The sequence below is a fragment of the Geobacillus sp. C56-T3 genome (genome assembly GCF_000092445.1).
In the GTDB taxonomy this organism is placed as follows: Bacteria; Bacillota; Bacilli; order Bacillales; family Anoxybacillaceae; genus Geobacillus; species Geobacillus thermoleovorans.
The window spans coordinates 369,783-384,453 of record NC_014206.1; the positions used below are offsets into that span (position 1 = coordinate 369,783).

Annotated in this window: 10 protein-coding genes and 3 pseudogenes; 8 read left to right on the forward strand and 5 right to left on the reverse strand. The window is 44.1% G+C overall.

The window, feature by feature from the left end:
* Positions 1–81 precede the first annotated feature (81 nt).
* The 6 genes and pseudogenes from GC56T3_RS18100 to GC56T3_RS02060 all read left to right on the forward strand — a co-directional run.
* Positions 82–1,173 (forward strand): M50 family metallopeptidase, encoded by a 1,092-nt coding sequence (locus GC56T3_RS18100; RefSeq protein WP_013144173.1) that lies wholly within the window; start codon positions 82–84, stop codon positions 1,171–1,173.
* Positions 1,170–2,573, forward strand: a complete 1,404-nt coding sequence (locus tag GC56T3_RS18105; RefSeq protein WP_013144174.1) for a ThiF family adenylyltransferase — start codon at positions 1,170–1,172, stop codon at positions 2,571–2,573. The genes GC56T3_RS18100 and GC56T3_RS18105 overlap by 4 nt, the downstream gene beginning before the upstream one ends.
* A gap of 214 nt (positions 2,574–2,787) precedes the next feature.
* Positions 2,788–3,302: pseudogene (locus tag GC56T3_RS19835) on the forward strand (ABC transporter ATP-binding protein); the annotation flags it as partial.
* Positions 3,303–3,359: 57 nt separating this feature from the next.
* Entirely contained in the window at positions 3,360–3,686 is a 327-nt protein-coding gene (locus tag GC56T3_RS19840; protein WP_049775711.1) for a DUF4162 domain-containing protein, read from the forward strand.
* Positions 3,686–4,951, forward strand: a complete 1,266-nt coding sequence (locus tag GC56T3_RS02055; RefSeq protein WP_013144176.1) for an ABC transporter permease — start codon at positions 3,686–3,688, stop codon at positions 4,949–4,951. The genes GC56T3_RS19840 and GC56T3_RS02055 overlap by 1 nt, the downstream gene beginning before the upstream one ends.
* A 370-nt stretch (positions 4,952–5,321) precedes the next feature.
* Positions 5,322–6,653: pseudogene (locus GC56T3_RS02060) on the forward strand (IS1634 family transposase); the annotation flags it as partial.
* A gap of 298 nt (positions 6,654–6,951) precedes the next feature.
* On the opposite strand, the gene GC56T3_RS02065 reads toward GC56T3_RS02060, so the two are convergent.
* Both GC56T3_RS02065 and GC56T3_RS02070 read right to left on the reverse strand, forming a co-directional pair.
* The gene (locus GC56T3_RS02065; RefSeq protein ID WP_013144177.1) at positions 6,952–7,581 is read right to left on the reverse strand and encodes an ABC transporter permease; all 630 of its coding nucleotides are present in this window, start codon (positions 7,579–7,581) and stop codon (positions 6,952–6,954) included.
* A 224-nt stretch (positions 7,582–7,805) separates the two neighbouring features.
* On the reverse strand, positions 7,806–8,168 hold the full coding sequence (locus tag GC56T3_RS02070; protein WP_227456681.1) for a CBS domain-containing protein: 363 nt from the start codon (positions 8,166–8,168) through the stop codon (positions 7,806–7,808).
* Positions 8,169–8,411: 243 nt separating this feature from the next.
* On the opposite strand from GC56T3_RS02070, the gene GC56T3_RS02075 reads away from it, so the two are divergent.
* Positions 8,412–10,079, forward strand: a complete 1,668-nt coding sequence (locus GC56T3_RS02075) for an IS1634 family transposase (RefSeq protein ID WP_013144178.1) — start codon at positions 8,412–8,414, stop codon at positions 10,077–10,079.
* Between the two features lie 91 nt (positions 10,080–10,170).
* On the opposite strand, the pseudogene GC56T3_RS02080 reads toward GC56T3_RS02075, so the two are convergent.
* The 3 genes and pseudogenes from GC56T3_RS02080 to GC56T3_RS02090 form a co-directional block, all read right to left on the reverse strand.
* A pseudogene (locus GC56T3_RS02080) lies at positions 10,171–10,866 on the reverse strand (ABC transporter ATP-binding protein); the annotation flags it as partial.
* Positions 10,867–10,882: 16 nt separating this feature from the next.
* Positions 10,883–11,785 (reverse strand): glycine betaine ABC transporter substrate-binding protein, encoded by a 903-nt coding sequence (locus tag GC56T3_RS02085; protein WP_013144179.1) that lies wholly within the window; start codon positions 11,783–11,785, stop codon positions 10,883–10,885.
* 433 nt (positions 11,786–12,218) lie between these two features.
* On the reverse strand, positions 12,219–13,034 hold the full coding sequence (locus GC56T3_RS02090) for a tropomyosin (RefSeq protein ID WP_013144180.1): 816 nt from the start codon (positions 13,032–13,034) through the stop codon (positions 12,219–12,221).
* Between the two features lie 145 nt (positions 13,035–13,179).
* Here GC56T3_RS02090 and GC56T3_RS02095 point away from each other — a divergent pair, with 145 nt between their 5' ends.
* Positions 13,180–14,670 carry a TIGR02677 family protein gene (locus tag GC56T3_RS02095; protein ID WP_013144181.1) on the forward strand — a complete coding sequence of 497 codons (1,491 nt, stop codon included), beginning with the start codon at positions 13,180–13,182 and terminating at the stop codon, positions 14,668–14,670.
* Position 14,671: the final 1 nt, after the last annotated feature.

A 14,671-nucleotide genomic window follows, 5' to 3' on the forward strand; every position in this document is an offset into this window, starting at 1 on the left:
ATTAGTTTGGGATGCTAATAAAATACCCGGGCAAACACTAACTATTGTGTTTTGCCTGGGTATTTAAAAAAGGTGATGCGCATGTATCTAAAAATTAAAGATAGTCTTCAATTCTATAAATTAGATAATGGAATCTATCATGTCTACGATCCAACGTCTATGAAACATTTTAGAATAGGAGAGCAAGAGGTTAAATGGTTAAAGTTGTTAAATGGGGAGAATTCAGAAGAATTTTTGAAAAAGCATATACCTGAAGAATTTTTTGAAAAGTTTATCAATCAAGTAAAACAACTTGGATTGCTAGAGGGACAAAAAGTAAAAAAGAAATTTGATCTCTTTAAAATTAAATTCACAGTTTTAAGCGTGAATGATTTATTAAACAAACTTGGAAAATTCTCTTATATATTTCGTAAATTTTTAAAATATTTTTCTGGAATTTTCCTTTTTATTAATTTTATTTTCATCGCTTTAAATTTTAATAACATTAGAGATATTTTAAATAATTTCCATTTTGATTTATCGATCATCTTTTTTTATTTAATTTCTGTTTTAACCATAGGATTTTTGCATGAGTTTTCTCATGCATTGGTTGCAAAATCTTATGGAGTAAATGTTCCTAACATAGGTATGATGTTATTCTATCTACATCCTGCTTTTTATGCAGATATAAGTGGTATAAATCTACTTAGTAATAAAAAAGCAAGAGTGTCTACTTTATTATCAGGTATTCTCATAAATAATATATTGCTAAGTATGTCTGTTTTATCTTATCACTTTTTGAAAGATAATCATCCAAATTTATCATTGTATATTATTTACTTTTCTATAATAAATTTGATTATGATATTTATAAATATTATACCTTTTGTGGAATTTGATGGATATTATATATTAATAAATCTTTTTGATGAAATTAACTTTAAATATAATTCTATAATTCAGTTTAAAACATTTATGAAATTAAAATCTCTCCGAGGAATAAAGCTCGAGTATCTACTCTACTATGTAATCTCTAATATGATGGGATTATCTATGATATGGTTAGCAATCATAGCAATTAAAAATTATGTTTCTGATATTTTTCAATTTATATACTTGGATTATTTCTTTATACTTTTGATAATTTTAGTCACCATTTATTTTTACTATATAAGAAACAGGAGGATTACATGAAAAGAGATACCAAATATAATGTAAATCCTTATACTGCTTTCTTTGAAACTGATACTGCATTCATTATTAACTCTTTAGACGAAAATCGAATTGTGCTTCCAAAGACTAAAAGAACATATATCGATTTTCTATTGAATAATAAACTTGTATCTTATTCTGATCTAAAAACTATTATGGAAGATGAAGAAATAGAAGAGCTAATACAAAAAAGAGTGCTGTTGAAAGATGAAGTACCTCTAACAGAAGGAAGATATTCAAGACAAGAGGGTTTCTTCTCTCTATTAACAGATAATATAAATAAGTACAAAGATCAAATTAAAAATTCACAGGTCCTAATCCTAGGAGCAGGTGCGATAGGAACTCATGTTCTTTGGAATCTTGCTGCCATGGGAGTTAAAAATATTACAGTTGTCGATTATGACATCATAGAAGAAAGTAATCTAAATCGGCAACTCTTTTATGATAGCAATGATATTGGTAAGTACAAAGTAGATGTATTAAAACAAAAAGTTAATCTATATAATCCTGAAGTTAATTTAACTGTATATAACGAAAAAATATCCTCGCCTAAAGACTTAGAAAAATTTATTCAAGGTAAAACACTGGTTATCAAAGCTATTGATTCTCCAGATCAAGTCACCGAGTGGATTAATAAAATTTGTGTAAAGTTTAAAGTTCCTTTTATTGCTGGTGGTTTTTTAGATTACGAAGGTATTGTTGGTCCGATATATATACCAAATGAGTCCTATTGTGCAGCCTGTACAGGTCTTAATAATGTTAAAAGATTAAATCGATTATTTCCTTCATTTGCTCCATTAACAACTATAACTGCGGCGAAACTATCAATGATAGCATTTAAAATCATTACTTCTGATTCAATAAATGAAATTAAAAATAAAGTATATGTTTACAACACGAAAAAAGCTAACTGGAGAACCATTTCTTTAAAACCGACAGAAAAGTGTAGTGTTTGTGGAAATGAACCTCAAATAAATGAAAAGAATTTACAAACAGTATTTTATAGGTTCCTAGTATTCTTATTGGCTATCACTGTTTCTTTACTAAATATATTTTTTAGATGGAATTTTATGGGCATTATTGCACTTTCCATATTAATAGGTTCTTTATTTTATTTAAGATATCTTTTGAAGGATAACAATGCCAAAATTCAGAAGGAGATCTTTAACATTAGTTGTATATATTCAATAACTATTATTTTTATTAACTCAATAGCTAACATTATTAATAAAGGGTTTCATTTATCAAATATTAATGATGTTTTTAACATAATTCAAAATATAGCAGTTAGTTTTATACAAATGGGTATTACCATATCAATTTTATTCTTCATATTGCATATATGTATGAGTGGAATTATTAAAATGAGTGGAAGTAGGTGATTAAAATGAATAATAAAAAAATAGGAATAATTGTCTGTCTTGCTGGATTATTGACTATAATATCTGCATCGTCTGATAAAATATCCAAACATACCCATATACCCCAAAGTTATATTATTTACTTTAATATTTTTTGTTATTTGGTGTTATTTATTTTTCTATACATCATCAAACGGTCCATGAATTAGGAAGATAAAAATGGATAAGAAAGGTGATGTTAGCATTGTCACTATTAGTAACAGATTTGCAAAAATCTTTTGGAGTTAATAAAGCTGTTGATCGTCTTACATTTCATGCAAAACCTGGTAAAGCTTTTGGATTATTAGGGAGAAATGGAGCTGGAAAAACGACAACCATTCGTTCAATTATTGGTCTTATAAGTTTCGAATCTGGAATTATATTATGGAAAGACAAACCAATAAAAGTATCCAGACCAAAAATTGGTTATTTACCTGAAGAAAGAGGGTTATATCCTAAAGTAACCGTAATAGAACAACTCAATTTTTTTGCGAGTTTAGAGAGAATGGATAAGCATTCAGCAAATAAAGCTATTAAATACTGGCTTGAAAAATTAAATATTGAAGAATATAAGAAAAAAAAGTAGAAGAATTATCAAAAGGAAATCAACAAAAAGTTCAAATTATATCTGCTCTGTTACATGACCCAGAGCTTATAATACTAGACGAACCATTTAGCGGACTCGATCCTGTAAACTCTGATTTACTATCTTCTATTATTAGGGAACTACTTGCTTCAAATAAAACAATCATCATCTCTAGTCATCAAATGCATTATATAGAAAGGTTCTGTGAAGACATTTGTATACTAAAAAAAGGGAAAACAGTATTAGCAGGAAATTTAAATGATATTAAAAGATCTTATGGAAGAAATACATTAATTATAAAAAGCGAATATAATATTGAGGATGCGATAAAACAAGTTGGTGGAAATGTAATTGATAAAATGAATAACTCATGGACAATCAAGGTAAAAAAAGAGGATGATGCTCATCATATAATACAAGAGCTTGTAAACAATAAGATTAAAATCTTAGGATATGAAATCAAAGAGCCAACATTGCACGAAATATTTATTGATAAGGTGGATGAGTAATGGAACTCTTTTGGCAAGTGTTTAAGTTCTCTTTCATACAAAAAATAAAAACAAGATCATTTTTTTTAACAACAGTTATTACCATACTATTTCTTAGTTCTATTGCTTGGATTCCTAAACTGTACAATTCTTTGGTAGATGATAATAACAAAAAAGTTGTTATAATTGACGAAATTGGCTACATTAAACAAAGTATAAACATAATAAAAAAACAAGTAATAAAACATTACGATGTACAAATAGTCAGTCCTGTTGATGTATCTAAGAATAAAAAATTGTTAAATAGAGATAAGATAGACTGTATTATTTGGTATAAGAAAAAAGATGGCTTACCATTCCTAGAGTTGATGATTAATGGAGAAAAAAACTTGCCATTTCTTAATGGTCTAATTACCTATCTTCGTACACAGTATACTTTAACTGAAATGCAGTTGTTGAATATTCCCCAAAATATACAGAACCAATTAACATATCAAGTAGAATACAAAATTAAAGATATTTCGGATAGGTCTAAAGAAAAATCAAATATGTATGCACCTATATATATAATGTCTTTTCTGTTATATATATTAATTGCTATTTACGGTAGTAATGTAGCAACCTCTGTTGCTGGAGAAAAAAGTTCCCGTATTAAAGAAATACTTATAACTAAAGTAAAGCCTATCTATTTACTATATGGAAAAATTTTGGGTGTTGGTTTTGCGGGGCTATTACAATTTATTATCATACTGGTTGGTACGTATTCTATTATCCTGATGAGTACGGATGGTCAAGAAATTGAGCTCTTTTCATTTAAATTTGATCTAACAAAGTTGTCTATCGATACGGCTCTCTTCCTTATATTCTTTTTTATCTTAGGTTATATTTTCTATGCAGCTTTATTTGCTGCAACAGGGTCATTGGTAAGTAGGAGTGAAGATGTTAACCAAGCTAATTTGCCGGTATCCATTATTATTATGTCTGCAATGATACTGGCTATCTTATCTATGACAGACCCTACAGGAAAGCTAGCTGTTTTTGGGTCTTATATTCCATTTTTTACACCATTTTTAATGTTCGTACGGGTTGGTATGGTTAATTTAACGATAGTGCAGATACTTGTCCCGATAATAATAATGCTTATTTCAACTGCCTGTGTTGTTTGGTTATCGTCGAAAGTTTATCAAATAGGCGTCTTATATTATGGCCAGCCTCCAAAAATCACTAAAGTTCTTAAGGCTATAATAAGTAATAAGCAAAATAAAAATTTAAACTATCATATTTAAAAAATTCAAAATGTATTCTGAATAACAGCAGGCTGTCGTTCGGAAGAGAAATTCAACGCCTCATTAGCCCCTTTTGGACACACGATAAGGTTGTTTTTGATAATCGTAGTGGCCAAATTGTTGGGGGCTAATGATCAACATTAGTTTTTTTATATATCAAGGTATATTTTTTAGGTCTAGCAAACTTACTCACATTTCGCACCCTTCCGACGAAAATCGGGAGGATTTTTTCATTCCGGTGTCGAATGAATCCTTGACACACAAGGAATGTAAAGGAGTTTTTCTCTCATGAATGTGAAAGTCAAAGGGGTCTATCGTAATGATTATTTGAATATAATAAGTGTTCTAGTCAAAAAGCTGGACATCCCCCACTTGCTTGATTCATATTTATCGCAAAGAAGGCCTTTCCCTCCGAGTCTTTCATGCCGATACGACGGACAAGACGGTTTACGGAGCCTATGAATCGGCCTCGTTGGAGGCTTTGCAGATCACACATGGCTATAACCGCCATCATCGTTGGCAAAAACCAATCGGCTTTGGACTGGTCGGCAACGAGGATGGCATCCCGTTTTACGGCGATGTGCACGACGGCAATCGATCGGATAAGGCGTGGAATCCTGAGGTGCTGTCGCGGATCCACGAACAGTTCAAACAAGCCAAGATCGACGATGAGTGGATTTACGTGGCCGATTCCGCCGCGATGACAAAAGACACCTTGGCGCAGACCAAAGCCGCCCGTGCCTTTTTGATCACCAGAGGCCCTTCATCGCTCCGGATCGTGAAACAGGCGCTCGCGGAGGCCGATTCGCCTCACATCCCGTGGAGCAAACCCTTTACCCTAGCGGAGAGAAACGGCGCCACGCACCGGGTATGGGAAACAGCCGCGACCTATGAAGGCCACTCGGTTCGGCTGATCGTCGTCGAATCGAGCGCCCTCGACCAGCGCAAAGGAAAAACGCTCGAAAAAGAGAGGGTCAAAGAAGCGGAGCTTCTTCACGAGGAACAAGTCCGTTGGGAGCGCCGCCCCTTCTCCTGCCGCGAAGACGCCGAACAAGCCTTGACGTCCCTCAAGGCGTCCCTTCGCCCTCGGTTTCATCGAGTGGAGGCCGCGGTCGAAGAGATCGTGCGTCCGAAAAAACGGCGCGGACGGCCGAAAAAAGGGGCGGAGCCCGAGACGGAGACGCTGTACACCCTTCGCCTAAACGTCGAATTCGACCAACCGGCATGGGAACAGGCAAGACGGAAAGCGTCCCGGTTTGTTCTCGTCACGACCGTTCCGAAGGAATGGAAGGGCCAACCCATGGATGCCCAAGAGATCTTAAAGCTGTATAAAGGGCAAATCTCGGTGGAAATGAACTTCGCGTTTTTGAAAGATCCGTTTTTCACCGATGAGATTTACGTCAAAAAACCGGAACGGGTCGCCGTATTGGGCTATTTGTTTCTGTTGGCCCTAGCGATTTACCGCGTTTTTCAGCGCCAGGTGCGCCAGTTCATCACACCCGAACGTCCGTTAAAGGGTGCGGGAGGCCGCAAGTTGACACGGCCAACGGGACAGGCGATTTTTCAGCTGTTTCAATATGTGAACGTCATCCTGCTGGAGCTGCCAGACGGGCGCATCCAACGCGCACTCGATCGCCCCCTCAACCCGGACCAGCGAAGGATTCTGCAGGGATTGGGCATGGATGAGAGCATCTACGTGTAACGTGATACGGAACGACTAGTGATGGTAAAAAAAGGATTGTCATCGCTCGTTGTGTTGGTCAAAAAGTTATTCTGAAAAACTAAATAAAAAATCTTTTGTTTTGACCTTGTTAGGGTGCGAAATGTGAGGGGCATGTTCATGTCTAGAAGGCTGGTGATTGAATGAAAAATCAGCTCAACAATAGTTGTTGGAGAACACCTTTTTCAAGAAGGCTTCCATCTTAGGAAGTTTTGCGTCAGGGCCACTGTGTTTGTTGGTCGCCTGAAGCGTATGGAAGAAGTCAACATCTGGTGGCCCGTCACAACCCTTTCGGCGTCACTTTCTTTTCGACTTTGCGCAGCAGCCAGTCAAAGGCAATCGCTAAGATCGCTGCGGGGATGGCGCCGGCTAAAATCAAGTTTTTGTCGGCGATGCGCAAGCCGCGGTCGATCAAGTCGCCAAGCCCGCCAGCGCCGATGAAGGTCGCCAAGGCGGCGACGCCGATCGTCAGCACCGTTGCCGTGCGCACGCCAGCCATAATGACGGGAAGCGAGAGAGGAAGTTCAACCATCCATAAAATTTGCCGCGATGTCATCCCCATCCCCCGGCCAGCGTCCACCAGCGCCGGGTCGACGCCGAGAATGCCGGTGTACGTGTTGCGCAAAATCGGAAGCAAGGCATACAGCATCAACGCGATGATCGCCGGCAGTTTGCCGATGCCGAAAATCGGAAGCATAAACCCAAGCAACGCCAAGCTCGGAATCGTCTGAATGATGGCGGCCACACCAATGATCGGCTCGGCGAGTTTGCGATGCCGCGTCAATGCGACGCCGAGCGGCACGGCGATGACGATCGCAATGCCCATGGCGATAGCGGATAAGAGCACATGCTCTTGAAAGGCGATCCAAATATCGTTCTTTCGTTCGATAAACGTCTGCAACAATTCCATCGTATCCCTCCTTGGCGGAAAAAACGGCAGCGGATGGCTGCCGCTTCGTCGTGAAAAGTGAAGATGAAAACAGTCATCCACTTTTTATTCGCAAGCAGAACGAATTCCGTTGACAAACCGCTCGAGCGATTTTTCCTTTTTAACATGAGGCGTGTTGTTCAAGCGAGGCGATTGCGGCGTCGAGTTTTTCGGCTGTGATTTGCCTGCGCATGTTCCGTTGCCCGTCACGCGTGCTGCTGAAACGTCCACTCCGCGAGCGCGCGCATCATGCTCGAGCGCGTGATCCCGCCGACGAGCCGGTCGCCATCGAGCACCGGAATGATGCGCACATCCGGATTTTGGAACAGAGCGGCGACGTTCGTGACGTCCGCTTCTTTCGCCAACGTCGTCACATCGTAATCGGCGATGTCGGCGACTAACAAATGTTCTTCTTGATAGCGCTTCTCGATTTGTTTCAGCGTCACGATGCCGAGAAAGGCCTGCTTTTTATCGACCACGACCAGGCTGTCGACTTTTTTCGCTTTCATCAATCGGAATGCCTCGGCCAAACCGCGGCGCGGCGAGATCGTCGCGACGTCCGCCGACATTAAATCTTCCGCCGTCGGCACGGTCGTCTGGCGGGTCCGCAGCCGATCCTCGCCGATAAACTCGCGGACAAACGACCCGAGTTCGACAGTTTTGAGGCCATTTTAGGCAAATGAAAATGGTTAAAATGCTGTAATATCAAGGATTTCACGATGCGGATCCTAGAAAAAAACGCTGAATTTCATAGGCACACGACTTGATGATTTAACCTTTTAAAATAGCCGAATATCGTTTATAATATAGGCATGTACATACGGAGAGTCACACGCAAAAACAAAGATGGAACGACTGTTGCATATCTTCAGCTTGCTCACAACGAATGGGATCCGAAGGCCAAATATGCGAAAGCGAAGGTGATTTATTCGTTTGGGCGCGAAGACGAGGTGGATCGCGCTGTCTTGGAGCGTCTGGCCAAAAGCATTTCGCGATTCCTTTCTCCTGAGCAGGCTTGGGAAATCGAGACGTTGACAGGAGAAGTGTCGGATGACTTTCAGTTTCAATCAAGCAAACACCTCGGCGGCGTTTGGCTCTTGGATCAGCTCTGGAGACAACTGGGGTTGGGAGAGATTCTCCACTCCTTGTTTACCTCCCGACATCACCAGATTTCGCTGGAACGGCTGATTTTTGCCATGGTGGCCAATCGCGCCCTTCATCCGTCAAGCAAGTTGGCGATGGAGGAGTGGGTGGAGAAAGACGTGTATATCCCTCACCTTCCTCAAGCCGCCAGCCACCAGTTGTACCGGGCGATGGATGAACTGCTGGCCGTGCAGCCGGAATTGGAACGTCAAGTGTTCCATGCCGTGGCCGATTTATTGAATTTGGAAGTCGACTTGATTTACTTCGATACGACTTCGTCGTACTTCGAAGTGGATCCCTCTGAAACACCGGAAGGAGAATCGCTTCGAAAACAAGGATTCTCGAAAGACAAACGCCCAGACTTGGTTCAAATCGTCATTGGGCTGGCTGTCACCCGGGAAGGAATCCCGATTCGCGCTTGGGTATGGCCTGGCAATACCATGGACATGACGGTCATCAAACAGGTGAAACAAGACTTGATTGGCTGGAAGCTTGGACGTGTGATCAGCGTCATGGACCGCGGCTTTTCCTCTGAAGAGAATTTGCGAATCTTGCAACAGGCCGGGGGACACTATATTGTCGGCGAAAAAATGCGATCCGGCAAAGCCGCCGTCGAAGAGGCCCTAAGCCGTCGCGGGCGCTACCAACAAGTTCGCGAGAACTTGCATATCAAAGAAATCATCGTGGGCGACGGAGAAGCGCGTCAGCGCTATGTTCTCGTGTACAATCCCAGCGAAGCCGAACGCCAACGCAAGGAACGGGAAACGCTGCTCGAATCGCTGAAAGAGGAGTTGGAGGGGCTTCGCCAACTCCCCAATGAAGCTCATCATAAGGCCACCTGCCGGCTGCGTTCCCATCCGTCCTACGGAAAATACTTGCGCCAGTTGAAGGATGGAACGCTTCGCATCGACAAGCAGGCGGTTCGTGAAGCGGAAAAGTATGACGGCAAATATCTCATCCGAACATCCGACGATACCTTGTCTGCGGAAGATGTCGCCATCGGGTATAAGCAGCTGGTGGATATCGAGCAGGCCTTTCGGACGTTGAAATCGACACTTGAGCTGCGTCCCATGTATCATCGCTTGGAAGACCGCATCCGGGCGCATGTGCTGCTCAGTTGGCTGGCTCTCTTGTTAGTTCGGATCGTAGAGATCCGGACTCATGAATCGTGGCCGAAAGTAAGGGATGAATGTGAGCGTCTTATGCTTGGACATTTTTCTTCCAAAAACGGCGACCTTTATCAACGAACCGAGCTGACGGCCAAACAAGCGCAACTCTTTACGGCTCTAGGGCTGGAGCCTCCTCCGAAGATCCTAGGCATCCATCCTCGCGCCTAGATACACGCCCGAAGTGTGCCCAAATGTCTCTCGTCCCTTTTGCATCAAGGGGCGAGAGGCATTTTGTTTGCCTAGTCACTGTCGAACTCGGGAACGAGTTCGCCGGCCGCCGGAGCATTTGGTCGGGCGTCGCAAACTGGACGATTTCCCCGTCCTTCATCAAGGCGATCCGATCGGCGATTTTAATGGCTTCATCCATATCGTGGGTGACAAAGACGATCGTTTTCTGAATCTCTTCCTGCAGGCGGATGATGTCATCTTGCAGCTGCTCGCGGCTGATCGGGTCAAGAGCGCTGAACGGTTCATCCATCAAAATGATATCCGGTTCAGCCGCCAAGGCGCGGACGACGCCGACGCGCTGCTGCTGGCCGCCGCTGAGCTCTGATGGGTAGCGGTGCTTGAACGTCGCCGGATCCAATCCGACGAGCTCAAGCAGCTCATCCACCCGCTTTTCATAGACGTGTTTTTCCCACTTTTTCAACTTCGGCACGAGCGCGATGTTTTCCGCGATCGTCATGTGCGGAAACAAGCCGATTTGCTGGATGACGTAGCCGATGTTGCGCCGCAGCTCAACCGGGTCGAGCTCGGAAATGTCTTGCCCGTCGATGTACACTTTGCCCGATGTCGGCTCGATCAAGCGGTTGATCATCCGCATCGTCGTCGTTTTTCCGCACCCGCTCGGCCCGATCAAGGCGACAAGCTCACCTTTGCGGATTTCAAGATTCATATTTTTTAAGGCGACAAAGCCGTCCTCATACTGTTTCGTCACATTCTCAAATCGAATCATCCACATTCCTCGCTTTCTAGTCGATCAGTCCTTCCGATTTCAAAAAGTCGATCGCCACCTCGCGCGGCCGTTTTCCTTCCAAGTTCACTTGGCCGTTGAGTTCCATCATCTTTTCATCGGTTAAAATATTGGCCAACTTGTTCAGCTTCTCTTCCAGACCCGGATTGGCATCGAGCACTTCCTGGCGGATGATCGGCACGGCGTGGTACGGCGGGAAGTAGTGTTTGTCATCTTTGAGCACGACAAGATCATATTTTTTAATGCGGGCATCAGTCGTATAGGCCGTAATGACGTCAATCTCCCCATTTTTCGCCGCTTCGTATTGCAAGTCCGGATCGATTGTCACTTTTTTCTTGAATTGAAACCCGTACGTATCGACAAGCCCGTCATAGCCGTCGCTTCGCTCAAAAAACTCGGCGTCCGACCCGAAGGTGAGGGAGGACGAGTGTTTGGCCAAATCGGAGTACGTTTTCACCCCAAGTTTCTCGGCAAGATCCTTGCGCAACGCCAAGGCGTAGGTGTTGTTAAATCCGAGTGGTTTGAGCCAAGCGATGTTGTATTTTTCCTTATATAATTTCTTTGTTACGTTGTAAATTTGTTCGGGCGTCTTTTTGGGGTCGTACGGCTGTTTTAAAATGTTCAAATACCCTGTCCCTGTGTACTCGACATACATGTCGACATCGCCATTTTCAATGGCCTGCTGCAACATAAACGCGCCGCCTAAACTGTCTTTCACTTCAACATCCAAATCCGTATGGGCTTTCACATATTCGGTCAACAAATGCGTCAAAATCACCTGCTCGGTAAACTTCTTTCCGCTAATCACAATTTTTCCTTTCGCATCGCTCGTTCCGTTGCAGGCAGCCAATCCAAATACAAGCCCAACAGCGAGCAAAGATCGGATCCATTTTCGCAACACAATTCCTCCTTTTTTTGGCTGTTATCATGCATAATGAAGGGGGGGAAAAAGGCGGCAACAAGACGCGGAGGGGATGAAAAAGCGTCACAAACAAAGGATACCGCAATTTGGGTGCAACTGGCAAAGCTGGTATCAGCCGATATGTTTGCCTCTCGCCTGCTCTCGCGGTGATGATGGCCCTCTCCTCCCTGATTCTAAAAAATGCTCTGGAATGCTGGCGAATCCTTCAGAATGCTCCGAATTCGAGATGTCCGAACAAGCCCGCCGTTTATCCATCAACATGCTGGCTATGCATTCCCCCGCGCCGTTGATCGAAAGGTTGGCAGGCTCCATGGCGAAGACGAACGGATCGACACGTGAACAAAAAAACGGCAGCCCACGGCTGCCGGGTGAAAAAGGAATCCGTGTGGAACGTTTTTTTATGGGGAACGCATTAGGCATGAACAAGGCGATGAAGGGTGCTTTCCGTTTTGAAAACGCGGGCGTTCAAGACGTGCAGTCCCGCTTCATGTTCGGCGAGGGCAGGCAGCACTTTGTCTTCGAGGATGGATGTGATATGGGTGAGGTCGCCTTTCATATGGTGAAGGTCGTGCGCCATCGCCTCGTATTTGGCGGTCAGCACTTCTTGCCCATGGCGGAGCGCTTCAACGATCGCCTTCGTTTCATTCGTGCGCTCATCCAGCAAGTCGATTCGTTGCGCAAGCGTGGCCGTCTGCTCGTTCAGTTGAGCGACTTGGTGTTCGACAGTGCCCATGCGTTCGTTGAGTTGAGCGACTTGGTGTTCGACAGTGCCCATGCGTTCGTTGAGTTGGGCGACTTGGTGTTCGACAGTGCCCATGCGTTCGTTGAGTTGAGCGACTTGATGTTCGACAGTGCCCATGCGTTCGTTGAGTTGGGCGACTTGGTGTTCGATAGTGCCCATGCGTTCGTTGAGTTGGGCGACTTGATGTTCGACAGTGCCCATGCGTTCGTTGAGATGAGCAACTTGGTGCTCAAGGTTGCTTGTCCGCTCATTCAACTGAGTGAACTGCTGCTCAAGGGCGCTTGTTCGTTCGTTAAGCTGTGCGACCTGGCGTTCGAGAACGCTCGTGCGCTCATTCAGCTTGGTCATTTGAGCTTCAAGAGCACCTGTTCGTTCATTGAGCTGGGCCACTTGCCCCTCCAAGGCGCCAACCCGTTGCTCGAGCGATTCGACCGCCGCGCGCGTCGCTTTCACTTCATGCAAAATTTCCCGAAGCAACGCTTCCATTCGTTTCACCTCCTTTTCCTCTCTATTTTACAAAAAACGCGCGCCGATGGCGAGAAAAAATAGGAAAACGGTTTTTGCTAGAAAAAGAGCGGAGAGAATCGTTACAATAAACATAGGAAAAAAACCGAAGCAAAGGTGGACGGAAATGGACGCCACATGGCTCAAGCCGATTGTCGAAACAAAATATTTATCAACGGAAAACGCGCACCGCTACCGGGCGATTTTGCGCTATTTCTACATCCAGCACGAGCGGATGCGCCAATATTTGTTTCCGGAAGAAGTGTACGCCTTTTTAAAGCAGCACGAGGAGTTTGCGGATTACACGGAAGATGACTTGCAGCAAGACCTCGACCAGCTCGTCAAATGGAACAACTTGATCGCCCGCCAAGAGACGGCGCATGTGCGGACGATTGAAGAGTTTAAGAAAAAGCGGTTTCGCTACCAATGCAGCCCGTACACGGTGGAGATCGAGCGGATGATCCGCACCCTTGAGCAGCTCGGAGATTCGTTCGGAGGATCCCTCGAGAAAACACGGTTCGACCGTTTGTATGCATCTCTTTCCCGCATGGAGGCGATCATCGCTTCTGATTTTCAAGAACAAGCGGATGAAATGCATCAAGTATGGGAAGAGACGTTCGATTATTTCAAGAAAATCATCCAAAATTCCGCTGACTATATCGCTTATTTGCACAGTGAAAACTTGGAAGAGCGGATGACGTCCGAGTCGTTTCTCGTCTATAAAGAGCAGTTTACGGCGTACTTGCGCGATTTTATCGTCGCCTTGCAAAAAACGTCGATGCAGATTGAACAATTGCTTGAAGATCTGCCGGAAGAAGGGGTTCGGCAGTTCATCGAGCATGTCGTCGACTATGAGCGGTCGATCCCGCGCTTTGCCGATGCGCTGCCGCCGCGCGCTGTGCAGATTGAAGAAAAATGGGAGACGTGGCGCAGCCTGTGCGAATGGTTTTTAGGCCGCGATGGGCGCGAGAGCGAGCTGTCGTTTTTGCAATACCAGACGAACGAGGCGATTCGTCGTTTGACGCGCGTTGTGCAGCGGCTTGGCGAGCGGCATCACCATTTTCGCAGCCGCAAAGGCGACTACTTGCATTTGGCCCGTTGGTTTTCCCGCCTTGAATCGATTGAAGAGGCGCACTGCCTGTCAGCGGTCGTATTCGGCTGCTTCCATACGAAACATCTCGTGGCCGATTTCGGGGCGACAGACAACATATACCGCGACGTATGGGACGAGCCGCCAGCCGAGTGGGTGACGAAGCCGCGCGTCCGCCATTACGGGGAAAAGAAAAAACCGCAGGCAATAGAAGACAAAGAACGGGAGAAAGAAGAAGCCCGCCTTCGCTATTTGGAAGAAAAAGAGCGCGAGGAAGCGGCGCTCAGGCAGCTTGTGACCGACGGGAAAATCGTGCTTGCCGACCTTCCAGAGGTGACCCCATACGTACGGAAAACGCTGCTCGGCTGGATCGCCAAAGCGATGGGGCGCGAGGGGCAAGCAATGAAGACGGAAAACGGGTGGGTGGTCAAAGTGGTGAACAAAGACGGGACGATTTGCCTTCGCGCAGAAGATGGGGAACTCGTGATGCCGAACTACGAAATTCATGTGCTTTCGGGAGGTGAGTGAG

Bases quoted from the DNA above. Each gene is read 5' to 3' on its own strand.
- GC56T3_RS02065 (WP_013144177.1), bottom strand. From the start codon at position 7,581: ATGGAATTGTTGCAGACGTTTATCGAACGAAAGAACGATATTTGGATC.
- GC56T3_RS02075 (WP_013144178.1), top strand. From the start codon at position 8,412: ATGTACATACGGAGAGTCACACGCAAAAACAAAGATGGAACGACTGTT.
- GC56T3_RS19840 (WP_049775711.1), top strand. From the start codon at position 3,360: ATGCATTATATAGAAAGGTTCTGTGAAGACATTTGTATACTAAAAAAA.
- GC56T3_RS02095 (WP_013144181.1), top strand. From the start codon at position 13,180: ATGGACGCCACATGGCTCAAGCCGATTGTCGAAACAAAATATTTATCA.
- GC56T3_RS02055 (WP_013144176.1), top strand. From the start codon at position 3,686: ATGGAACTCTTTTGGCAAGTGTTTAAGTTCTCTTTCATACAAAAAATA.
- GC56T3_RS02090 (WP_013144180.1), bottom strand. From the start codon at position 13,034: ATGGAAGCGTTGCTTCGGGAAATTTTGCATGAAGTGAAAGCGACGCGC.
- GC56T3_RS18105 (WP_013144174.1), top strand. From the start codon at position 1,170: ATGAAAAGAGATACCAAATATAATGTAAATCCTTATACTGCTTTCTTT.
- GC56T3_RS18100 (WP_013144173.1), top strand. From the start codon at position 82: ATGTATCTAAAAATTAAAGATAGTCTTCAATTCTATAAATTAGATAAT.
- GC56T3_RS02070 (WP_227456681.1), bottom strand. From the start codon at position 8,168: ATGTCGGCGGACGTCGCGACGATCTCGCCGCGCCGCGGTTTGGCCGAG.